The 22,020-nt window shown below is 69.5% G+C and carries 22 protein-coding genes; 9 read left to right on the top strand and 13 right to left on the bottom strand.

Translation table 11 applies throughout. The features are described from left to right. Positions 1–14: 14 nt before the first annotated feature. Positions 15–1,715, bottom strand: a complete 1,701-nt coding sequence (locus ACWF7A_RS06480; protein ID WP_452249395.1) for a BTAD domain-containing putative transcriptional regulator — start codon at positions 1,713–1,715, stop codon at positions 15–17. A gap of 112 nt (positions 1,716–1,827) precedes the next feature. On the opposite strand from ACWF7A_RS06480, the gene ACWF7A_RS06475 reads away from it, so the two are divergent. Beyond that, on the top strand, positions 1,828–2,823 hold the full coding sequence (locus tag ACWF7A_RS06475; protein ID WP_452249394.1) for an ArsR/SmtB family transcription factor: 996 nt from the start codon (positions 1,828–1,830) through the stop codon (positions 2,821–2,823). 203 nt (positions 2,824–3,026) lie between these two features. Further along, positions 3,027–3,494 carry a hypothetical protein gene (locus tag ACWF7A_RS06470; protein WP_452249393.1) on the top strand — a complete coding sequence of 156 codons (468 nt, stop codon included), beginning with the start codon at positions 3,027–3,029 and terminating at the stop codon, positions 3,492–3,494. Positions 3,495–3,759: 265 nt separating this feature from the next. On the opposite strand, the gene ACWF7A_RS06465 is transcribed toward ACWF7A_RS06470, so the two are convergent. Next, positions 3,760–4,665 (bottom strand): NAD(P)/FAD-dependent oxidoreductase, encoded by a 906-nt coding sequence (locus ACWF7A_RS06465; RefSeq protein ID WP_452249392.1) that lies wholly within the window; start codon positions 4,663–4,665, stop codon positions 3,760–3,762. Positions 4,666–5,132: 467 nt separating this feature from the next. Here ACWF7A_RS06465 and ACWF7A_RS06460 point away from each other — a divergent pair, with 467 nt between their 5' ends. Beyond that, complete coding sequence (locus ACWF7A_RS06460; protein WP_452249391.1) at positions 5,133–5,696, top strand: hypothetical protein; 564 nt, start codon at positions 5,133–5,135, stop codon at positions 5,694–5,696. Between the two features lie 176 nt (positions 5,697–5,872). Next, entirely contained in the window at positions 5,873–6,826 is a 954-nt protein-coding gene (locus ACWF7A_RS06455) for a hypothetical protein (protein ID WP_452249390.1), read from the top strand. A gap of 500 nt (positions 6,827–7,326) precedes the next feature. Here ACWF7A_RS06455 and ACWF7A_RS06450 read toward each other — a convergent pair whose 3' ends face one another. Then, positions 7,327–8,733, bottom strand: coding sequence for a PAS domain-containing protein (locus ACWF7A_RS06450; protein WP_452249389.1), 1,407 nt, complete (start codon positions 8,731–8,733; stop codon positions 7,327–7,329). Positions 8,734–8,945: 212 nt separating this feature from the next. Here ACWF7A_RS06450 and ACWF7A_RS06445 point away from each other — a divergent pair, with 212 nt between their 5' ends. Continuing rightward, positions 8,946–9,632, top strand: a complete 687-nt coding sequence (locus ACWF7A_RS06445) for a hypothetical protein (RefSeq protein WP_452249388.1) — start codon at positions 8,946–8,948, stop codon at positions 9,630–9,632. Between the two features lie 56 nt (positions 9,633–9,688). Here the strand turns inward: ACWF7A_RS06445 and ACWF7A_RS06440 are convergent, their stop codons facing one another. Beyond that, positions 9,689–10,246: a hypothetical protein gene (locus ACWF7A_RS06440; RefSeq protein ID WP_452249387.1), complete on the bottom strand. Its 558-nt coding sequence runs from the start codon at positions 10,244–10,246 to the stop codon at positions 9,689–9,691. Between the two features lie 397 nt (positions 10,247–10,643). Beyond that, entirely contained in the window at positions 10,644–11,129 is a 486-nt protein-coding gene (locus ACWF7A_RS06435; RefSeq protein ID WP_452249386.1) for a hypothetical protein, read from the bottom strand. A 206-nt stretch (positions 11,130–11,335) separates the two neighbouring features. Between ACWF7A_RS06435 and ACWF7A_RS06430 the strand changes: the two genes are divergently transcribed. Further along, the gene (locus ACWF7A_RS06430) at positions 11,336–11,665 is read left to right on the top strand and encodes a hypothetical protein (protein WP_452249385.1); all 330 of its coding nucleotides are present in this window, start codon (positions 11,336–11,338) and stop codon (positions 11,663–11,665) included. A 19-nt stretch (positions 11,666–11,684) separates the two neighbouring features. On the opposite strand, the gene ACWF7A_RS06425 is transcribed toward ACWF7A_RS06430, so the two are convergent. Next, positions 11,685–12,650 (bottom strand): LysR family transcriptional regulator, encoded by a 966-nt coding sequence (locus ACWF7A_RS06425; protein ID WP_452249384.1) that lies wholly within the window; start codon positions 12,648–12,650, stop codon positions 11,685–11,687. Positions 12,651–12,693: 43 nt separating this feature from the next. After that, on the bottom strand, positions 12,694–13,722 hold the full coding sequence (locus ACWF7A_RS06420) for a PucR family transcriptional regulator (protein ID WP_452249383.1): 1,029 nt from the start codon (positions 13,720–13,722) through the stop codon (positions 12,694–12,696). A gap of 409 nt (positions 13,723–14,131) precedes the next feature. Between ACWF7A_RS06420 and ACWF7A_RS06415 the strand changes: the two genes are divergently transcribed. Beyond that, positions 14,132–14,728, top strand: a complete 597-nt coding sequence (locus ACWF7A_RS06415; protein WP_452249382.1) for a LuxR C-terminal-related transcriptional regulator — start codon at positions 14,132–14,134, stop codon at positions 14,726–14,728. A gap of 3 nt (positions 14,729–14,731) precedes the next feature. On the opposite strand, the gene ACWF7A_RS06410 is transcribed toward ACWF7A_RS06415, so the two are convergent. Next, the gene (locus ACWF7A_RS06410; RefSeq protein ID WP_452249381.1) at positions 14,732–15,748 is read right to left on the bottom strand and encodes a PucR family transcriptional regulator; all 1,017 of its coding nucleotides are present in this window, start codon (positions 15,746–15,748) and stop codon (positions 14,732–14,734) included. Positions 15,749–15,975: 227 nt separating this feature from the next. On the opposite strand from ACWF7A_RS06410, the gene ACWF7A_RS06405 reads away from it, so the two are divergent. After that, on the top strand, positions 15,976–16,344 hold the full coding sequence (locus ACWF7A_RS06405) for a hypothetical protein (RefSeq protein WP_452249380.1): 369 nt from the start codon (positions 15,976–15,978) through the stop codon (positions 16,342–16,344). 270 nt (positions 16,345–16,614) lie between these two features. Beyond that, positions 16,615–16,995, top strand: a complete 381-nt coding sequence (locus ACWF7A_RS06400) for an NAD-binding protein (protein WP_452249379.1) — start codon at positions 16,615–16,617, stop codon at positions 16,993–16,995. A gap of 471 nt (positions 16,996–17,466) precedes the next feature. Here the strand turns inward: ACWF7A_RS06400 and ACWF7A_RS06395 are convergent, their stop codons facing one another. The 5 genes from ACWF7A_RS06395 to ACWF7A_RS06375 all read right to left on the bottom strand — a co-directional run bounded on the left by ACWF7A_RS06395 (position 17,467) and on the right by ACWF7A_RS06375 (position 21,949). Next, complete coding sequence (locus ACWF7A_RS06395; RefSeq protein WP_452249378.1) at positions 17,467–18,639, bottom strand: hypothetical protein; 1,173 nt, start codon at positions 18,637–18,639, stop codon at positions 17,467–17,469. Positions 18,640–18,941: 302 nt separating this feature from the next. Beyond that, entirely contained in the window at positions 18,942–20,210 is a 1,269-nt protein-coding gene (locus ACWF7A_RS06390) for a wax ester/triacylglycerol synthase domain-containing protein (RefSeq protein ID WP_452249377.1), read from the bottom strand. After that, entirely contained in the window at positions 20,207–20,830 is a 624-nt protein-coding gene (locus tag ACWF7A_RS06385; protein ID WP_452249376.1) for an SRPBCC family protein, read from the bottom strand. Before ACWF7A_RS06385 ends, ACWF7A_RS06390 begins: the two co-directional genes overlap by 4 nt. 115 nt (positions 20,831–20,945) lie before the next feature. Then, the gene (locus ACWF7A_RS06380) at positions 20,946–21,341 is read right to left on the bottom strand and encodes a hypothetical protein (protein ID WP_452249375.1); all 396 of its coding nucleotides are present in this window, start codon (positions 21,339–21,341) and stop codon (positions 20,946–20,948) included. After that, positions 21,338–21,949, bottom strand: a complete 612-nt coding sequence (locus ACWF7A_RS06375; RefSeq protein WP_452249374.1) for a hypothetical protein — start codon at positions 21,947–21,949, stop codon at positions 21,338–21,340. The genes ACWF7A_RS06380 and ACWF7A_RS06375 overlap by 4 nt, the downstream gene beginning before the upstream one ends. Positions 21,950–22,020: the final 71 nt, after the last annotated feature.

The following is a 22,020-nucleotide window of genomic DNA, read 5'->3' as shown; positions in this document are numbered from 1 at the left end:
CACCCCCTCCGCCGTCACGAGGCCGCGTGCAGGCGCACCAGGTCGTGGAAGGAGTAGCCGTCCGCGCCGTCGGCGACCAGCAGGTGCAGGTCCACCAGATCTTCCAGCAGCCGGTGCGCCCTGCGTGGGGGCACGTCGAGCAGGGCGGCGGCGGTGGCCGTGCCGAACCGGGCCGGAGCGCGCCTGGCCAACAGCGAGTGCTCACGCCGTGAGCGGACGTCCAGAGCAGCGCGGGAGGAGTCGAAAGCATGCAGCAGCCGCAGTTCCGCCACCACGTGCGCGGGGTCGGACAGCAGGGCCGCCAGGTCCGTCACCGTCCACAGGGGACGGTTGCGCAGCCGGTTCGCCGCGGTGCGCAGTGCGAGCGGGAGGCCGCCGCACACCGTCGTGACCTCTCCCACCCCGGTGGTGGCGGGCAGCGCGGCGGCGGCGCGGAACACCTCGGCGGACGCAGCAGGGGACAGCGGTTCCAGCGACAGCGGCACGGCGCGCCCGGCCGCGGTCAGTCGCTGCCTGCTGGTGAGCACCACCGCGCAGCCGGGACCACCCGGCAGCAGCGGCACCACCTGAGCATCGCCGGAGGCGTTGTCCAGCAGCAGGAGCACCCGTCTTCCGGCCACCAGGCTGCGCCACCTCGCGGCGGCGCTGTCGACGTCGTCGGGCACGTCGTGCACGCCGAACGAGCCCAGCAGGTGCCGCAGCGCGTCCAGCGGCGTCACCGGCGCCCTGCCGGAGGTGAAGCCGTGCAGGTCCAGGAACAGCTGTCCGTCGGGGAAGTGCGGGCGCAGGTGGTGCGCGACGTGCACCGACAGCGCCGTCTTGCCCACCCCGGCCATGCCGTCGACCGCGCACACCACCAGTTCACGGCGCGCAGCGGACGCGGTGCGCGTCAGTGCCGCCACCTCCGCGTCGCGGCCGGCCAGTCCGGTGAGGTCGGCGGGCAGTTGCGCGGGCACCGTGACGACGGTGTGCGGTGGTTGCTCGGTCTCGCCTCGCAGGATCGCCAGGTGCAGCCGCTCGACGTCGCCGGAGACGTCCAGCCCGTGCTCGCGGGCCAGCGACGCCCGTGCCTGCCGGTAGACCTCCAGCGCCTCGGGTGTCCGCCCGGCCCGGTGCAGCGCCAGCATCAGGTGCTCCACCAGGCGGGGCCGGTGCGGGTGAGCGCGGTGCAGGTCCAGCAGTTCGTCCACGGCGGTGGACAGGCCCAGTCGCCCGCACGCGTCCAGACGGTCCTCCACGGCACCCAGCCGGGCCTCCTCCAGACCGCTGGAGAGCACATCTCGCACCCCGTTGGTCGTGATGCCCGCGAGCGCGGGACCGCGCCACAGAGCCAACGCCTCGTCCAGCACGACCACTCGCCGCGCGTCGTCGGCGGTGCGCGCCCGCTGCAGCAGGTCCCGGAACCGGTGCGCGTCCACCCGCAGCGGGTCGCACCGCAGCGCGTAGCCGTCGCCCTCGCTGACCAGCCGCACCTCCTCGTCCGCGGCGTGCCTGCTCAGCGCCGAGCGCAGACCGCTGACGATCCCGTGCACCATGCGCCTCGCCGACCGCGGCGGACCTTCACGCCACACCACGTCCACGATGCGGTCGGTGGCCACCGCGGAGTTCGCCTCCAGCGCCAGCAACGCCAGCACGAACCGGTGCTTGCGCACCCCGACGTCCACCTCGGCTCCGCCGGATCTGGCCCCGACCGCTCCCAGCAGCACGATCTCCACCCGCAACACCCCCAGTGCTCCGATGCCGAACGCGGCGGCCCAGCATGGACACGGGGTGCGCCCACCGTGAAGGATGTTTGCGCTGACGTGGAAACATCCTGCTGGGGGGCACATGGCGTTGTTGCGCATCCACTTCACGATGCGGGACATGGGCAGGACGCGCCTCGCCGACGAAGGCGACCCGCTGTGGGAGGTGATGCACAGCGGCTTTCGGCTCAACTACCGGGACCGGGACCCCGCGTTCGTGCCGTGGAAGCGGTCGCTGCTGGCGAACGGGTCCGCCGACGTGCGCGCGGGCACGGCGCTGCTGGCGGTGCTGGCGCCGGAAGGCCCGTACTTCCCGGACTTCCTGACCCCACCGGAGGCCTCCCGCGGCCTGGAGGAGGGGCTGGAGGCGATGCTGTCGACCCCTCGCGGCAGGCTGCGCGCGGAACTGTCCCGCCTGGCGGAGCACTCACCGGTGCCGTCGCGGTTCCAGGCGCTGGCCGAGGGCAAGCCCGCCGTGCTGCGCGGTGTGGCCTCCGTGCTGCGGGCGTTCCACTCCGCGGTGGTCTCCCCGCACGACGGCGCGATCCGGTCCGCCGTCGCCGCCGATCGCGCCCGCCGTTCCCGCGTGCTGGCCGAGCAGGGCGTGGAGGGACTGCTCGCGACGTTGCCGTGGGCGCGCTGGGTGCCGCCGGTGCTGGAAGTCGAGTACGGGGTCGACCGGGACCTGCACCTGGACGGGCGTGGGCTGCTCCTGGTGCCGTCGTTCTTCTGCCAGCGGCGGCCGCTCTCGCTGGCCGATCCGGCCATGCCACCCGCGCTGATCTACCCGATCGACAACGCGCTGCGCTGGCAGAGCCTGGCCGCGAACCGCGCCGGCGGCCTCGAAGCCCTGATGGGGCCCACGCGAGCGGCCGCGCTGGCGGCGGTGGGGGAGCGCGCCGGCGCGACGACCACCCAACTGGCCAAGCGGCTCTCCACGTCGCCGGCCTCGGCCAGCCGCCACACCGCCGTGCTGCGCGCCGCAGGGCTGATCACGACCCACCGCGACGGCCCCGCGATGCTGCACACGTTGACACCGCTGGGAATCGCGCTGCTGGAGACCCCCAGGCCTACCCGGTAGTCCCGAGGCGGTCCGATACCGGACGCGTCTCCTTCACCCAGATCCCCCCGTGCCGGGTCCGTCGGACCTCGACCACGGGCGTTGCCGCGTGCCCTTCCGGAGAACGGTGTGCTCGGCGATTCGTGCTCAACCATGCCGGAAATCAGTGAACGGGAACAAGATCCTACAGTCCGAAGGGGACAGTTTTGCGAAGTGGAACGAGTGTGAGGACCGCTGTCACGAGAGTGCTGCTCGTGATCGTCATGGCGGTGGCGGGGATCGTCATCGGCGGCCAGGTGTCCGCCCAGGCCGCGTGCAACGGCGCGGGGTGCACGGGCCTCGACCCGCAGGCACAGGGGTGCGCGGCCACCGACCTGGGCGGCACGTACTACCTCGAGCCGTCCAGTCAGCGCTACAGCATGGTGGTGCGCACCAGCAGCGCCTGCAACGCGCGCTGGGCGCGGATGATCATCGACGTCAACCCGTGCTGCTTCGCACGTGAGCTCGCGGTCGAGACCCAGCGCCTCGTCGGCAGCACCTGGGTCGCGCTGGACTTCCGGACCGTGACCATCGGAGCGGGCCAGGTGGGGAACTTCTGGACGACCATGGTCGCCAACCGCTCTGACGACAGGGTCCGGGTCTGCAACCAGATCGGCACCGCCGGGTGGGTCTGCGGGGGCTGGGCCTCCTGATCTGGGCCCCGATGGTGGGCGTGGCTCCGGGCGACTTCGGTCCGCGCGGAGCCACGCCCTTCAGCCCATCCGTGCGAGCATCGACACTGCGGGAGCGGACTGGCCGACCGGAGTTCCCGTGCTTCTCGCTCGTGATGTTGCGCCGGCGCCTGGCAACCGAGGACCCTTCGAGGGGTCCTCGACGCATTCACGGCGAACTCGCACTCCAGGGCCGGAGCGACGGAGGCCCGGTTCTGGTCGCGGCTGGGCCGGCAGTGGTCGCTGCTCACCCGCCGAGCAGGGCGCCGGCCACGGCGCGGCCGGAGAGCCAGGCCGTCTGCACGCGCGGGCGGCCGAACGCGTCTCCGCACAGCCACACCTGGCCGTCCCTCGTGTACGGGGCGTCGGACGCCTTTTCGGGCTGGGCGTAGGTCCACCGGTGCACCTCGATGTGCGGCGTGGCGGTGATGCCGAGCAGTTCCCCTACGGCCGCGGCGAGGACTGGACCGGCTTCGGCGGGTGCGTCCAGGTGTTCGGAGGCCAGCTGGGCGGTGGAGTGGGCGACGAGGACCGGTGCGGCGTCGCCGCGGCGGTCACCGTCGTCGCACACGGTGGCGAGTACCGGGTGGTCGTTGACGAACGCGCCACGGAGTCCGCTCCACGAGCGGGCCGGGTAGGTGAGGACCGCGGCGATGACCGGCCGCCAGGTCTGGCAGGCCGCGGCGGAGGCGATCGCCGGTGGCGGGGACAGCTTCAGGGCCTGGGGGCCGGGCATGGCCAGCACCACCGCGTCCGCGTCCTGCGCGACGGATTCGATGGAGGCGACCGGGGTGGAGAGGCGGACGTCGAGTCCGTCGGCGAGGTCGGTGGCGAGGCTGCGTAGTCCGCCGGGTGCGGCCCAGCGCATGGGACCGCGTGTGTCCGTGCCCGCGGGGTAGACCCGCAGGGTGTCGGTCCAGGGACGGGCGAGGCCCCGCGCCTGCCAGGACTCGGTCTGCGCGGCGAACGCGGGGTCGTCGGCGACAAAGTAGGCGGCGCCGATGTCCGCGTATCGGCCGTTGATGCGCCGGCTGGCCAACCGCCCGCCCACGACACGGCCTCGGTCGAGGACACGTACTCGTGCCCCGCCTTCTGCCAGCGCACGTGCGCACGAGAGACCCGCCATACCTGCCCCGACCACGACGACGTCCACGAAAGACACATTAAGTGCCGCGCAGTCAGGTCACAGAACGACGGCGCCGCGTCGGCCATCGTCGAAGGCGGCGGTTTCTTCGCCGGCCCGGACGAGTCCCGGCCGGACGTGCAGCAGCTGGAGCAGGCACCGCCCGCATTGCTTCCGAGCTCGGCCTCGATCCGCCGCGGCGAGGCCGTCGATCGCCACTCGCAGTCATCTGCGCGGATGGAGACAGGTCGTGGGTCGGCGACGTTGACTGAGGATGCTCTTTGCTGTGCATATGCACAGCAAAGAGTCCGTGTCATGTCTCAGAGAGTGATGAACTGTTCACGGCGGACCGCAGCGGCCACGTCGGCGAAATGAGATTCAAGAACACGAGTTCCGATTTTTCGTGAACCACGTGGTGAGGTTCACGTGAGTTTTGTGGAGTTGCGGTCGCCGACGTCAAGTCAGGCGAATCGGCACAACAATGACAGGAAGTCTCAATGCGCGCCAGAATTTTGGCCGGTATCTTCACTGCGATCTTTCTCGGCTTTGCGGGGATGGCACCGATCGCGGCCGCGACGCTGCGTCCTTTGAGCTATTCGGGTGCATCGTGCTACTCCGACGCAAACGGTTATGAGCGCTGTTACCGCAGCTATGAGATCCCGCCGAACGCAACCGCGCTCGGCGCAGGACGCATCAGCGGCAAGGTATCGGCAAAAGTCGATTTTCCCAAGAGCATCGGATATCGAGGGATGACGTATCTCTCGGGTAGTGCCACGGGCTACACCACTAACGTTTGTGCATCGCCTCAGTTCAGCGCGCGTCACGAGTTCAAGGTCAACGGGGCCACCGGCTCGGTCTCATGGCAGGGGGCGGGTGTCAACGTCGGTGGCACCAACAACTCGACGGGCGCCATCGTGGTGGCCAGTCGCAACCAGAACTGGAACCTCTCGTTTCGGGCCGACTATCCCGCAAGCGTGACCCACAACTACACGATTTCTGTCACCTGCGGTGGTCAGACCGCCATCTCTGGCGGCTCCGAGGAGATACCCCTCTACTCGTGACCGATGTCAGTCGATACGTCTGATGCTCCAGCCGCGGTTTGTGGGTATCGCTGCGTCGGCTCGTGAGGCTCGGGCTGCGGACCCGATCGCTCAGTGCCGTGGTTCAGGGCGTTCGCATGTTCGCGGCTGATCAACAGAGTCCGTCAACCAGGTTTCGCTGAAAGAAGGGAACTGGTGTGAAGAAATCACCCAGATTCGTATTGCGTCGACTTTCGATCCTGTTGACCGCCGTGCTGGCTGTCTCGTCGGGTCTGATGCAGGGCTCAAGTGCAACGGCGTACGCGTCAAGCGTGAAGCCTGGCTGGGACGCCTATTTCAACACTCCCAACGCGAAAGCCATCAGTGGTGGCCATTTCTGCTGGGGAGATGCCTGCGGCAATCCCAACGCCTATCAGATCGCCGCCGTCTCCAATGTCAACTCCAACGAGTGCGTCGGCAATCCGGGTGGGCCTTGCTCCAATCAGTTCGACTGGCGCTATCAGAATGAATGGGTCGCGCATCTGTCCACGTACGGCGCCTACAAGTACCTCGGTTTGCAGAACACCATCCAGTCGGCTCCGCAGGGCGGTTCGCCTGCCGTTTGGCCGGCGCTGGACCAGATTGCCGGCATTCAGGTTCAGCTCAGGGGTCAATTCTGCGGGGGAAACGAGGCCTACGGTCGGGTGCCGAGCTACGTCCAGTTCGTCGATCCGGTCTACGGCAAAGGCGAGATCAACGTGGACCTGCTGTCGCACGTCGGTTCGGCGGCGCCTCGCGACAGGTTGACCATCGCGACGCCCGGCGGGTCCTGGACCACGGAAGCCGAGCTGATGCGTCGCGGCGGCAACAACAACCCTCCACGTGAGAAGGAGCGCGTGTTCCAGTTCCCGGGCAGGTGGAGCGTGCCGGCGAACGGAGCCTCGAACGACTGGCCGTGCCGGGGCGGGGCGGGTTCAGGTGGTCTCAGTTCCGCACCCTGGCTCGATTTCTACATCAACGTTCCTTTTCTGGTGAGCGAACTGCGCAACAGTGGAGTGATGATCTCGTCGAGCACTCAATTCACCGGCAGCATCCTCGGAGGGGCGGAGTTCTGGAGCACTGGTGCGTTCGGTGAGGTTGAAATCAAAAATTACCGCGTCTACATGCGCTGACCGCGGCGGTCGTGCTGAGCCCGTTCTGGTGTGCTGTGCGTGCCACTGCGCTCCAGGGTGTCGATCAAGGCCGGTTGAGGTGATCTGAGAACGACCACCTCTGGCCGTGGTGACCAACACCGTGTGGTCCTCGGCAGGGAGTTCTCGTTGCAAGACCTTGAGCGAGGTTCCCCACGGGAACGCTATGCGGACGAACCGGCGCCGCGGAACCGATCAGTGTGCTGCTGCGCCGTGCGGTCCTTGCCTCTCGCGGTGCGCCCGCGGGAGGCAAGGCGCTGTCGTCGGCGGGACTGGACGCCCTGCAGGCGTTGTGCCCAGCTGCGTCGGCGGCCTGCGGGACGGGTGCTCGTGGTCGGCGCCACGGCTCGTCGCCTGCCGAAGCCGACCAGCTCGTGACATGCGAGCCTCTACCGACGGCCGCACCAAGCTCGCCAGGTACGTCCACGACCACGGCCGCCAGACGTCATGCGGCGACACGACCCTCCTGCGGACCGTGTCGTTCATCGCGAGCTGGCCCCGTCCTCGGAACGCAGGTGCCTCGCCACCACGACGGGCGGCCACGAATCGGGGGTCAGCACGCCGAGGTGGTAGGCGCGGGCGGTGATCGCCCCGGCGTTGTTCGCGGGGCAGCGCAGCTTCCTGGCCAGCTGGCGCAGGTGGTAGTCGACGCCGCGGCGCGTCATGTCGAGGTGGGCGGCGATGTCGGTGAGGGCGCGGCCCTCTGCACGCAGGGCGAGGACAGCGGCCTCGGTCGGGGACAGCTGCAGCGTCGTGCGCGGTGTCTCCGGCGGTGCCAGGGGTTGTGCGATGCCGACGATGGTGTCGGCGCGGTCGGTCGGGTCGGTGACCCGGATGGCGGTGATGTCGACCGGCGTGCGCGCCTGGTCCGTCGCCCGCACGTACGTCTTGCGGAACCTCGCGGTGGTGGTGCGCCGCGCCATGATGTCCACGAGGGCGTTGTGCTCGGTGTCCTCCTGGCCCGCTTCGGAGAACTCGCGGACGTGGCGGTCGCGCAGCTGGGAGGCGCGCAGGCCGAGCAGTTCGCAGAAGGCGGGGTTCGCGTCGAGCACGACCCCGTCGAGGTCGGTGATCGCCATCGGTGTCGGATTGCGGTCGAAGAGGGTGCGGTAGCGGTCGCGCCAGCGGCCCAGCTCAGTGCGAACCTGGTGCAGCTCGGTCGTGTCGATCCAGATGCCGGCCAGCCCGGTCTGCCCGTCGGGCAACGGCAACGGGAACCGGTAGCCGGTGGCGCAGGCCTCGCCGTGTGAGCCGTCGTTGCGGATCCGGCGGGCGGTGCGGCCGCGCAGCGTGGCCTCGTCCTCCGCGAGGTTGCCGGTCGCGAGCTCCGGCGGGTCGAGGTCGCGGGTGGACATGCCGACCAGTTCGCCGAGGGTCGTGCGGTAGAACGCGAGGTACGTGGGGTTGGCCCAGACGTGCCTGCCTTCGGAGTCCTTGATGTAGGCGGCCGCGGGAACGTGCCGCATGAACGCCTCGAACCGGTCGTGCGCGACCGCGGCCGCCGACCGCGCCTGTTCGAGCTCGGTCACGTCGGTGAACACCCCGGCCAGCAGGCCCTCCTCGTCCGCGTCACCGCTCGGGAACAGTCGGAAGACCTGTCCTTTCTGGATCCTGCGCGTGCCGTCGACGACGTAGTCCCCGCGCACCTCGAGCGGCGTGTCCAGGCGCAGTGCCGTGTCGTCCTCGGCGTCGGAATCCCTGGTGTGCCAAGGGGCACCGAGCTCCTCCGCCGTGCGCCCGACGACGTCCTGCAGCGTCAGTCCGCCGAGATGCCGCAGGTGCAGTTCGTTGGCCCACACGTAGCGGTGGGCCTTGTCCTTGATCCACGCGCCGACCGGTGCGAGCCGCATGAACGCGTCGAACCGGGTGTGCTGCCCAGCGTCGCCCATCAGTCTTCCGACCCCTCCAGCCACCACTCCGTCGCTCTGCGTTCCCATCGTCCATTCCTGACGTGGTTCGCACACAACGGCAACGGCCGATCGGGGTGATCAAGAGTGCGGATGCACACTCGTGGGTGAGCGGCCCGCTACCGGCTCGAGGTGCAATGAGGGCCGCGACTGCGACCGCCGCAGCGTCAGCGACCGCGCCATCGGGACGGCACGTGACCTCACGAAGAGCACTCGATCGCACCGGGGTGCCGCACGCGATCGCCGTGCGGTCGCACGACCTGCACGACTACTGCTCGATGTTCGCGCTGTCCGCGGCCGACCTGCAGACAGGCCCGATCCTGGACGTCGGAGGAGCCGCCGGCACGTTCGGCGCGCAACTGCGGTCCCGGGGCGGCCAGGTCGTGGCCCTCGACCCGCTCTACGGTGTGCCCGGTGCGGTGCTGCTGGACGCGGTGCGCCGCACCGCGCGGCAGGAAGCGGCGAAAGCGTTGCGGCAGCCCGAGCTCTTCCGCCCCCTGATCGCGCGCGATCCCGAGAAGTTCTTCTCCACGTGGACGGACAACGCGCACTGGTTCGTCGTGGACTACCACCCGGAAGGGCGCAACTACCGGCTTCCGGACGACGGACTGGACGTGCCGGCGGGCCACTTCGCGCTGACCCTGGTCAACCACTTCGTGCACGCGAGGCCCGATGCCCCCGAAGGGGACGAGTTGGTGGAGTTCCTCCTCAGGCTCGTGCACGTCACGCACGGCGAAGTGAGGGTCTTCCCAGTGGTGGAAGGCGCCGAGCTCACTGCGCTCGTCGACGACCTGGCGCGGAGGAACGTCGCGGCGTCACTGGAGGAGTGCCGTCACCACCACCGGCGTGGAGCCGCCTGGATGCTGGTCGTCACCTCGTGACGCGAAGGAACGGGGTGCGGCGCCGTCCGGCACCGCACCCCGGCGTGAGGCGTGGGTCAGTTCTGCACGAAGTAGCACTTCATGCCGGTCGGCACGCCGATCCAGCCGTTGCCGACCACGACGTCGTTCGCGCCACCGCCCCCGACGGCCCTGTTGCGCACGAGGTACTCGTACTTCGAGTACTCGGGCACGCCCCACACCCGGCCACCGCGGGCACCGACCGTCGCCGTGCACCCGTTGGTGATCGCGATGCTCTTCGAGAGGCTGGCGTCCACGCCGAAGGTCGTCTGCAGCGAGTCCTTGATCAGGGTCACGTTGACGCTGGCGTTGACGCCGGCGGTCACGGTGTAGGTGCGGTTGTAGCCGCACGTGATCGTGCCCGCTCCGACCGCGGAGGCGGAACACAGCGGCGACGCGCCCGGAACCGTGTAGAACCCGACGAACTTCTTGTTGGACACGTAGCAGCCGAACGGCGCGCACAGGTCGGAACTCGCGCTCGCCGCCGCCTGCGGTGACTGAGGTGCCTGTGGTGCGGCCGACGACGGCGCGGCACCGAGCACTGCGGAGGCGAGCGCCACCAGCACGACGGGGACGAGGCGCAAGGAGAATTTCATGAGGACTCCCGAGTTGGGTCTGTTCTCGCGGACCGGCTCGACACCTGCTCGTGCCGGTAGTTCGAATCCTCGGGTTCGTGCTGGTCCGTCCGGCATCGGCCAGAACAGGAATCTCGCCACCAGGTTCCGCACCGCGCGCATGGATGCCGCGCACGGACCGTCCGGCACACCGCAGCTGACCCTGCCTGCGGACAACCCCGGTACTTACCTCGTCACCGCCCGCTTCCCGCGTCCGGTCAACGACCACGGCGTGACGCGGGTTCTCCTTCTCCTCGGCAGAGGTGAGACCGGCTCCGGCGTACAAACAGATCAACGGTCCCATCACGTTCTACGCCGAGGTGTGCTGAACGACGGGAAGGGCGGGGCCACGACGTGACCCCGCCCTTCCCGTGTGCTGTCAGGCGATTCCGGTGCTGGTGCGGCCGTCGGTGAACACCTGGGCGTAGTGGACCCGTGAGCACGCGCCGGACGTGCACGTCCAGCTGTTCAGCTGGAAGTACGCGACAGCCGAATAGTCGAAGGTGGCGTTCTGGCCGATCGACCAGGTGTACGCCGTGTCCCTCACCGTCGCCGTGCGCACGCCGTAGTCGACGAGCCTCCCGTCCTCGTAGCCCACGAGGAACCGCTGCGCCAGCACGGTGCCCGCGGCGCAGTCGTTGGCGGTGAACGCGTTGTTCGCCGTCGTGGACGCTTCCACCTGCCCGGGCCTTGCGGAGGACGAGTTCCAGGCGACGAGCGTCTGGTACGCCTCCGGGCACGCGGCGCTGTGCACGGTCTGGGTGGCGATGTCGTTGTACTGCCCGGCGTTCGCGGTACCCGCGAGGCCGAGTGCGCTCAGGGCGGTCGTCAGCAGGACCGCGCCGACTCGGATCGACCTTCTCACGTGGACTCCTCTGAAAGGGGACGAGATCGGTCCGACTGTGCCGAGTGGACGGCCACGCGGTCTCTGCACGCTTGGCGGATCGTGTCGTGCCACTTGCGCGACTTGCGGATCCCCGAAGCCGGACCGAGGTGGTTCCGTTGGGGCACATCGTATTCGTGGAAATGAACCCCAGGAGGTGGCTCGTGGTGCTGTCGAGGGCAGTCCCGGTGATCTTGGCGGTTGGTGCGGTCTGCGCCCCCGCCGTCGCGTCGGCGAGCGAATGGCCGACGCTCGACCCGCAACCACCCGCGTGCACCACCCCGCCGCCGGCCAGCGGTGACTGGTGCACGTGGTTCAACTCGCAGAACCCGTCCGGCCAGGTCCGCGACGGCCGCCACTACCCGGCGGGCTCCTACTGGAACCAGGAGACCTGCGACGCGGTCGTCCGCGAGAAGGTGGTCGTGGGAGGGCCGTGGGACAAGGGTTTCTGCGGCACGACCACCGTCACCGGCAGCCAGTACCACCGGTACTACAACGTCTACCTCCGGTCCCGGTGATCCGCTCCCGGCGCCTCGCCTAGCGCTGGGAGTTCAGCAGGGCGAGGTAGGCGGGGTTGGTCGCGGCCCGCCGTCGATACCACCGGCGGGCCGCGGCGAGCACGACCGACGCCGCCTCGGGTCGCAGCCGTTCCGGCTTCCACGCGAGGAAGATCCGCCGGGTAGGGCCGGCCTCCAGCGGCTTCAACAGGAACTCGCCCCTGGGGTCGATGGTGGGCGAACTGAGGGAGAGGGCCTTGCCGTGGGAGAGCAAAGCGCCGACGGTCGACGGGTCCTCGGCGACGTGGCGCACGTCGGGGACGAATCCCGCGGCGGAGCACATCTCCGCAAGCATCTCGTGAAGCGGGCCGCGTCCAGCGGAGATCCACTTCTCCCGCGAGAGATCCGTCGGAGCAACTGAAGTACGCGTGGCGAGCCGGTGCCCGAGCGGAAGCGCGAGCCACACGGGCTCCCGCACGAGGTCTTGCACAGCGAGACCCTCCAAGGAGGAGGGAGTGTCGGCGGACTGTGAGGCCGTCGCGTAGCAGAGTGCCGCGTGCACCTCGTCCCGTGCGAGCTGGTGCAGCGCGAGTTCCGGTGGGAGTGTGGCCACGTGCCACTCGACCTGTGAGGACTCCGCCTCCAGCTCCTCCATGAGATGGCCCACCGAGTGGGAGTAGCTGGCTAGGTGAACCTCGGCAGGCAACGGTCGCGTGCAGGCGGCGACGCCGCGCAGCGCGTTGTCCTCCATCTGCGCGACCCACTTCAGCAGCGTCCGGCCCTCCGCGGTGAGCCAGACCTCCCTGCGGGTACGGCCGAACAACGCGGTTCCCAGCTGCCGTTCGAGCCGTTGGACCTGCCGCGTCACCGTGGACTGGGAGGTGTGCAACTCCTCTGCTGCTCTGGTGAAGTTGCCGGTCCTGGCCACGGCGAGGAACGCTCTGAGATCGTCCCACGCCGGCACCGCGCCCGAACCTGTCTCGTGGACGACCCGCAACGCGGTCATGGCCCGCCCTTCCCCTGTGCGCACGCCGGCCCCCAGCATGTGATCACGAGCGGAGGCCGCGTGACGTGGTGTCGTGGTGTGCGGATGCACTGTGGTGCGGGGCGGCGTCGAACCGCGAAGTGAACAGTGCCGAGGAGAGCAGACGCACCCCTCGGGTCGTGAGCGGGTGCACCCCGCACATCTCCTCGATCTTCTTGAGGCGGTAGTCCAGCGTCGCGCGGTGCACGTGCATGGCCGCTGAGGCAGCCGTCCTGTCGAGGTCGTGTCGGTAGAGCGTCTCCAGGGTGGTCAAGAGGTCCGGGCCGCCTGACAGCGCGGTCAGCAGGCTGGACAGGTGCCGCCTCGCCGTCTCGTCGCGGGACAGCGCCCGCTCCACGAGCACGTCGTCGAGGGCGCAGCCACCGTGCTGCTCCGCGGCGGCGGCCAGCACGGCAGTGGTGCGCGCCTCGGCCACCGCGGCGGGAATCCCGCTCGGCGAACGGGGGAGGAGGGACACGCCCGCGCTCACCGGCGAACCGAGGCCGGCGGTGAGATCGCCGATGAGCGCGTCCACGGTGGTGCGCGGTGGCGAGCCGGAGAGCAGCACCACCAGGTTGCGGCCGTCCGACGAGCTCAGCACGTCCTCCTGCTCGCACATCAGGTCTGAGAGCACGAGGTCGGGAGGGGCGAGCAGGTAGACGACCACGTACGTGCCAGCGACCGCGATCCCCGCCTGTCTCGCGGTGGCGGGACAGATCTGCCCGCCCTCCACCAACGCGGTCGTGAGCCGTGACCTGGCCGTGCGCCACGAAACCTGTGACGAGCTCGCACGGGCCAGGGCGTGCCGAGCAGTGCGGGTGACGACCGACTCGAGCGCGGCGCACCACGCTCCGACCTCACGCAGACGCGGCTGGTCGTCCGGTGCGGCCCGGTCCCACAGGTGGTGCAGGACGGCGTGCAAAGCCGCCCGCAGAACCGCGGTGGTGCCTCCGACATCGTTTCCCGCCAGTGCCGAGGCCACGAAGTGGTCGACGAGAGGTGTGGTCTCCTCTGTCCGGGGAGGACCGGCGACCTGCTGCAACCTGGCGGACACGCAACGGGCGACGTGCTGCAGCACCAGGTCGTGCGGTTGGGACGTGTGTCCGTTGTGGACGTTAAGGGCTTCTCTCAGCAGGGCGAACAAATCCCCGTGCCCTGCTGTCCCGCTCGCTGTGACCGGTGTCCGCATGGTGTCGCCCCCGTTCCCGCTGCCGCAGTTCGTGCACTCCCAAGCTAGGGGCAGCCGAGGTCCGGGCAGAAATGCGGATAAGCAGGCATGACGCCTGGTCATGCACACGTGAATCACCGACCGGGAGCGTTGCCTCCCAATGCCGCCTCCGCTGGTCGGGTGGTGTGCGGATGCACCGTTGCTCTCCCTTGCCCGCACTCGCGGTCACCGGGAACGTCGGCTGTGACCACGCCGAGTCACCGCGTCGCGGGGGCGTTCGACACCAGGAGTGGACATGCCCGGACCAAGCTGTCTCCCCGACCACGCACTGCCTGACGCCTCCACTTCGGCGCAGGTGATCACCACGACCGCTGGAGTGCTGGTGGCGGTCAGCGCGTCGTTCAGCGATCTGGTCGGCACACCGGGCAGAGCGCTGCTCGGGCGGTCCTGGTACGACTTCCTGTCCGCCCGCGACGCCGCCCGCGACAGGGCGTGTGCGCGCTGCCTGGCACGTTCCGGAGACGTCGAGCGGTTCTCGGTCGACATCTCGCGGGCGTCGTGCGGCAGCGTGCTGTCGGCCGAGATCACTCTCGTGCGCGTGTGGGCCGAAGCACGGCGGACGACCTGGCACGTGCGATCGGTGCGAGGCCGCCCGGTCCTGCCGGCGGTGCGCGAGGTGTCGGCGGTGCGGAGGAGGATCGTCGAGCTGATCGCCTCGGGGAGGACGAACCACCAGATCGCCGGAGCGCTCGGCGTGAGCAGGCAGGCGGTCGAGTACCACGTCACGCGCTTGCTCCGGTCGACCGGCACGAGCGACCGCGCCCACCTCACGTCCTTCGCCTACCACCACGGGTGGCTGAAGACCGCGGACTGGCCACCCGTGACCGCCTGAGGGTCAGCCTGCGAGCCGCCGCCGGCCTCGCGCCCGCGCCACCGTCAACGCGGTCGAGAACAGCAACACCCCGCGGGTGGACGCGGGGCAGACACCGGTGAGCCGGCGGACCCGTTGCAGCCGGTACTCGAGCGTGCTGCGGTGCACGCCCAACGCCTGCGCGGCCCTGGTGCGGCTCAGATCGTGGTCGTACAGGGCCTCCAACGACTCCACCAGGTGAGCCCCCGCGGCGTGGAGGCGTGTCACCAAGGCGGCGACCCGTGCGTACACCTCGGTGTCGGAGGCCACCGACTCCTCCACCACGACGTCGAACCCGGTCACCACCCCGGCCAGCCCACCCGCGCGACCGAGCGAGGCGAACGCGGCGGCCCGCCGCACCGCGTCCGGCAGGTCCTCCGACCGGACCGGCCCGGTCAGCCCGACGACGACCGGGTGCGCGTTCGCGGCGGTGCGACGAGCCGACTGCTCCTCGTCTGGGCCGGTGCAGGCGGGGAGGACGCACCACACGTCCTCGTGCGGGGTGATCAGGTGGCCCGGCTCGGCCAGGTGTCGGGCGACCTGCGCGTCAGCGGTGACGGTGACCACCCACCGGCGGGGGAGCGGTGTACCGAGCACCTCTGCGACGGCGTGAGCGGTGCCGGGGTCAACGAGCAGAGCCTGCGCCCAGAGTCCTCGTTCCGCAGTGCCGTGCTCTCCCGCCTGTCGCAGCAGGAGCAGCAGCACCGAGGACCGCAGCTGCGCGCACCGTTCGGCCACCTGTTCGGACCGTGCCGCCGCACGGGCGAGATCGCCAGTCGGGGACGCCGGCCACACATCCCTCTGCACGAGCAGTTCCAGCCTCCGCACGGCGAGGAGTGCTTGCTGGAGTGAGGAACACCCGGTGTGGGCGCGGTTGGCGATCGTCCGGCTGAACGTGTGCAGCTTGCGCTGCCACCGCCGTTCCGACGCCTCGGGCGGGCCGCTGTCATCGCGCAGCGCGAACGCCAGCAGCCTCGCCGGGATGGTGCTGCTGTGCTGCATGCGTGCCGACCTCCTTGAACGCCAACGAGTTGAGCGCCACGCTAAGCGCCCGCCGGTTCGGCGTGGTCGCCGTTCGTTAGGGGATTCCGAGGTGCGTCGCGCGGCACCTCCATCCGCGACGGGCGGAAAGCCGTCCCCGATTGCCGCGTTCCGCTCAGCGTCCTGCCGGTCGTGCTCTGCGACCGTTGCGCTGCAGGCAAAGGACATCGGCGAACCAGGAGCGGACCATGACGAGGACGAAGATCGGGGCGGTCGCCACGGCGGGAGCGGTCGCGCTCCTGTGCTTCACCGGCGCACCCGCACAGGCAGCGAGCTCCATCCAGTTCGGACAGGTCCACGACGTGGCGGCCAAACCGGAGTTCTACGCCGGAGCGACGTTCTCGATCGGCTCGGGCTACTACAGCTGGTCGTGGTGGGCGGACGGACGAGCCGTGGGACCCACCTACGCCGGCAACTGCGCTGTCGCGAGCTGTTCGGTCCAGGCCCCGACCCACCAGGCCTACGAGCGGATCATCAACTACGGCGCCACCCTCAAGAAGTTCACGATCCGGGTGGTCGGCACCACCCCGGCGAACATCCAGCTCGCGGTTCAGTGACGCGCGACCTGTCGGAGGATGCGGGGGCTCTCGTGCCGGGAGAGGGGAGCGAGAGCCCCCGCGGCGGCGGACAAGACATCCCGATGACGCGGTGGTGGGAGCCGCCGGGGTTGTTGCCGCGGGCCAAGTTTCGCTGCGACGACGCGACACGTCGGCTTGTGTTGGTGTGCATCCGCACACCAACAGTTCCCGAAGCTCAGTCACTGTCGTGGATGCTCTCGTTGTGAAGCACGCACCACGGCCGCGATGGCGGCACCCGATGGTCTGCTGATGTCAGGCCATGTCGTGGTGGTCGGGTACGGCGCGATGGCGGTGGATGCGCTGCGGCACCTCTGCTCGTCCGACGCGACGGACGATCTCGTGGTGCTGGACGTGGACGCGTTCGCGTTGACCGCCGCCCTCGCCAACGGCGCCAAGGCGTTGCGCGGAGACGGGCGGGACCCCGGCGACCTGCGGCGTGCTGGGGTCCCGTCCGCGGCGCGCGTGATCATCGCCGCGCCGGACGACGACGGGTTGCTCACCGCGATCGCCGTGCGCAGCCTCACCGAGTCCGTCGCGGTGACCGCGGTGATCCGGCAGGCGTCCCGGCGGGACCAGTTCCTGCGGGCAGGGGTGGACGAGGTGCTGGTGAAGCTGCCCTGGGCGGACTGAACCGAACTGTCTGCGACGGCTTCGTCCTGGGCGGGCGACGGTCCGCGTTACTGCGGCGGACCTCAACTGGCGCCACATGTCGACACGATGCGCTCCACGATCGCGAACTCGCGTGGGGCGTGCTCGACCCCCTTGCAGAACCGATGCGCCGCGGACTTGCTCAGGTGAACCTTTCGCCCGATGCCCTCATAGATCAGACCGCTGGTCACCTCGAGCTGTTCGAGGTGGCGGTGAGATCTCGCGGTCGGGTGCCGTCAGCCATGACCCTTCTGTCTCAGCAGGCGCGTCTCACGGCAACCACCGGTTCAGGCAAGCACGTTCGGCGGCGACACGCTGGAACGGCAACTATCCGGGATAGTTGATCTAGCAGGGCTGAGAAGAGTCAAGTAGCGCCGTCACGGTGATGACGGAACATCGTCGGCACCAGTCGTGGGCGCCGCGCACGGCACTGCGGTAGCTCCTCCAGCCGGCTCAGCCCTGGCGGTGACGGGGCCAGACGACCACGTAGTTGGAGTAGGACCTGTACGCACCGCCGGCGATGTCGCCGCGGTCGTTGATCTTCGCTGCCCAGGCGCGTTCATGGTCGACAGGTGTCGGCAACGGGGTGGGACGGCCCGCCCGGTCCCAGCGAACAGCGGCAGTGTTGGCGTCCTGTGACCGGACGTAGTCCCCGACGACGACCCCGTGGCCGTTCACGTCGGCAGCGGACGCTGACGCATCACCTGATGGGGGCAACAGATCGACCACACGGCCGCGCCCGTAATCCCACCGTTGCGCACCACCCGCGTACAGACGCCCGATCACCGAACCACCGCGGTCGGCGATGGCCAGTGCCTGGGCCTCCTCCGCCAGCGGGGTGAGCCGCCCTGCCCGGTCCCAGCGCACGGCGAGCTCACGGTGGGTGTTGCCGTACACCATGCCGACGGCTGTGCCGTCGTCGGCGAGCCCGACCACCTCGTCGCGGTCACCGCCCAGGTTGGCCAGAACCGTCGCGTGTCCGGCGCGATCCCAGCGGACCGCGCGGTTCGCGCCGGTCGAGTCGAAGTACGTGCCGATCGCCTCGCCGTGCCGGTTGAGCGCCAACCCGATGACGCTCCGCGCGCCGGGCGGCGCATCCAGCATCGTCAAGCGACCCGCCGAGTCCCACAGGACGGCGGTGCTGCCGTCGACCTGGGTCTCGTTGGGGGACGACACCCCGATGACCGTGCCCGCGTCGTTCACGTCATAGGCGATGGACTGGACGTCACCCGCCAGGACGCCGAGGTCGTGGACACCGCCCTGCGAGTCCCAGCGCACGGCACGGACATACCCGTCGGGGCGTTGGGAATACCCCACGACGTCGCCGTGCCGGTTGATCGCGTGCGCGTCGTGGAAGCGACCACCCAGGCCGTCGAGTTCGGTGAGTTCGCCCGCGAGGTTCCACCGCAGTGCGCGGGCCGGCGCGAGCGACTGCGGCAGCGCGGCGCTGCCGATGACGATCCCGTCATCGTTGATGCCCTTCAACCACGTTTGTTGGAATCCTGGTGGTGGGAGCAGCACGATCGGCTGTGAGGCTTGTTCGGCGAAAGCCGCGGTGGGCGGGATCGAGGCGATCAACCAGCCTGTCGCGGCGATGGACAACGCGGTGCGAATCGTTCTCTTCACGTTCACCCTCCTCGTACCTGTGAAATCCGAGTGTCCGGTCGGTGTAGGTCAGGCTCCACAGGCGTAGGACGCACTCGTTCAGGTCCAAAGGTCCCTACGGCCGCGTCCTGCTGCGTGATCGTGCGCTCGGGAAAGAACTTTTGAGCCGCCGAGAGACTCGTACGGCTGGTGCGGATGATCTGGCCGGTGGCGGCGGAGTCGGGCGTCCGGCGGCGAGACACGCAGTGGACCAGCACGGTGCCGGTCAGTGCCTGGCGATGACCCCGCACGGTGACTCCACATCGGACGAGACCACAGGATCATCACGGTCGACACTCAGGTCCGTGGGGATCGGGACGGCGCGTCCCGCAGCCGAGAAGATCGAGCTCGGCCTGTAGGGCCTCGGTGAGCACGAGCAGGTCGGGCACGTGGTCGGGATCGGCGACCACGGTGATGGTGAACGCGTCGACGTAGGACAAAGCCGCGAACGCCACCGTCACGTTGCCGGTGGTGGCCGACAACGGGATGAGGCCGACGATCTGCGCGCCGCCCAGGTGCAAGGGCTGATCAGGTCCGTGCACGTTGGTCACGAAGGTGTTCACCAGGTGTTGGTGGTTCATGAACCAGTCGGCTGTCCCGAGCGACTTCAGCGTCCGGAAGATCGCCGTTGCCGACGTGACCGTCTTCTTGTGCGAGCGGGTGATGGCGGCGATCCGCGTCAGACGTGACCAGCGGTCGCCGCCGATCGGTAGCGCGACGGGCATGACGCCGGTGCTGTTGCCGAGGTGGACGGCGGTGGTCGATCGGCGCGTTGACACGGGAATCGAGACGACCAGCTCTGTGACGTGGTCGCCGCGGCCTTCCAGCACCGTGCCCAGTGCACCCGTGACGGCGGTGAGCAGGGCGTCGTTGACCGTGCCCCCGCAGCGGTGTGCGGCTGCGTGGAGCCGGGACACGCTGGTCCGTGCGATGGTCCACTGCCGTCGCGGGCCTGTCGGTTTGTTCAGGGAACAGCGCGAACCGGGTGACGGCCACCGCAACCCGGCGACCGGGTTGCGCCCAGGCGGCGTCAGCCGGGACGCCCAGGCGTCCTTCGCGAGTTCACGGAACGAAGGCGCGACGGCGGGAAACGGCACGACCTCGGAATGAGGTGCCCCGTCTACGAGGCTCGCCAGCACGGCGAGGCCGCCGATGCCGTCGGACAACACGTGGTGAAAGACCAGGATCAGAGCCGCCTTGTCCTCCGCCAGCCCGGTGGCCAGTGTCGCCGACCAGAGCGGTGACGAACGCGGCAGCGGGCGAATCACCAGCGAGGAGGCGATGTCCAGCAGCGCCGCCTCGTCGCCAGGAGCTGGGGACACCGTGCGATGCACGTGCCTGGCGATGTCGAACCCGGCGTCGTCGACCCAGACGGGGCGGCCACATCCGAACGGTGCCCACACGAGACGCCGGCGGAGCCGAGGGACTGCTCGGACGCGGTCCGCGAGCAGGGTCTCGACGTCGCCAGGATCCCGTTCCAGCACGACTACCGCGCCGACCTGCATGTCCGAGGCCAGCGACATCATGTCGCCGGGGCTTGTCCGGTCGATCATCGGAGGTTCCGTTCGGCTCGTTCTTTGATGCCGCGCAACATCTTCTGCTCCATGACCAGGCTTCCCGGCTCCATCACGAACTGGTTGAACCACCGGGCGGGCAACGACGCGTCAGGGACGGCGATGCGGTTGCGGCTGATCAGCCTGGTCCCGCCGGCGGTCTCGTGCAGCACGAACGCCCAGACCCACCGGCCGTCGTCGGAGCGCAGCACCAGAGCGTGATCGGGTTCGAGAATCTCCACCAGCAGCTCGGGGCCGCCTTCCCCGACCGGCAGGACGTCACCGACGTGCAGGTCCTGGTACTGCGGGAGGATCTCGTCGGCGCTGTGCATGTTCAGGCCGAACAGGTTCTCGATCCAGTCGTAGGTGTAGGCACCACCGCGCCCGCTGCCCATCTGCACCAGCCACGGCCAGATGCGGCGGGGAGGTGTCTCGACGGTGATCGCACGGGTGGTCAGCAGGTCCGGTCGGCGCAGCAGGTCGTCACCGGGCAACGTGGCCCGGGCCTCGTCGTCGGTCGCGCCCCAAGTCAGGCACCACTCGCGCCACAGCAGCGGATACGACGCCACCGCTGCGGCGGTGGCGCCCAGTGCGAGTCCCGCGATGTTGGTCGTCTTCATGGCTTCTACGGTGCTTCGGCCTGTGCAGCTCGCTCAGAGCCGTAGGACCCGACCTGCCGAGGTAGTCCGCCCGGCAGCGGATGTGTCCCCATGACGCCGAACAGGGCTCTGAACGCTAGATTGGCGGCGTGACCGAAGGCCTGTGGCTGCGGTCCCGTTCGACGTGTTCCTCCGCCAGCTGGTCGGCGAGCTGTTCCTGACGCTCTTCACCGCGGTAGCTCGCGAGAACCCTCATGGTGATCGCGTGCGCCGATGCGAGGAGGAGCAGCACGATGCCGAGCTTGGTGACGAGCTGCTGCAGCTGGCCGTCGACCGGCACGTCGACGGTGGAGATCAGGGCGACGAGTCCGAGGACGATCAGCACGAACAGCGTGGTGGTGAGCCAGCCGGCGGCGATGCTCGTGCCGCGCCTGGCGAGGTAGTGGCGCCCGCTGATGGTGATGATCGCCGCGTCGGCGATGACCAGCAGCGTGCTGATGGTCAGGAAGGCGATGTAGCTGTCCGTGTTCATGTCAGCTCCGGTCTGAGGAGACGGGTGAGGGCGGAGCCGGTGATCGCCGCCATCGTGGCCGCCATCACCAGACCTCCGAGTGCTCCGATCAGGGCGATCAGCACAACAGGCTGACCCGGTTGCCAGAGGGGAGTGGTGAACGCCGTGAACACGACCAGGCCCGCGGCCCACGCCACCGCGTTGGCACCCACCCACAGGTGCGCTCTGGCGGCGTGATGGCGCAGGACCAGCCATTGACCTGTGCCCATCGACAGCAACACGCCGGTGCCTGCGATCGAGAAGAGCGCGAGCTGTGCGGGGAACGCCAGGGCGCCGATGCGCTCGATGTTGCCGACGGCGAGCAGTGCGACGGACCAGGCGAATCCAGCCGTGAGCGCGGTGACGCCGATCCACCGGGACGCGCTGAGGCCGGGGAACGTGCGGCGCAGGACGAGACACTGCGCCGCACCGAGAACCGCGCCCTCCACGGTGCCGGCGAAGATGAGCACCAGTGCCGACGAGGTCAGCGCGCCGGTCAGAGCCGGAGCGAGGAAGCCGAGGAACTCCCCGGCGGTCACCCTGGCGAACCAGGTCCTCCAGACCTCGCGTGTCGTCAGCGTCGTGCCCACACCTCAACGTTGCGCCCTCTGCGGCGTCAGGCGCAGGGACGAAGGTCCTCAGCTCGCGAGTGCTCCTTGCC

The organism is Lentzea sp. NPDC055074, assembly GCF_053608005.1.
Note: the sequence above shows the minus strand (reverse complement) of the source record. Positions and strands in the feature narration are given on the sequence as shown.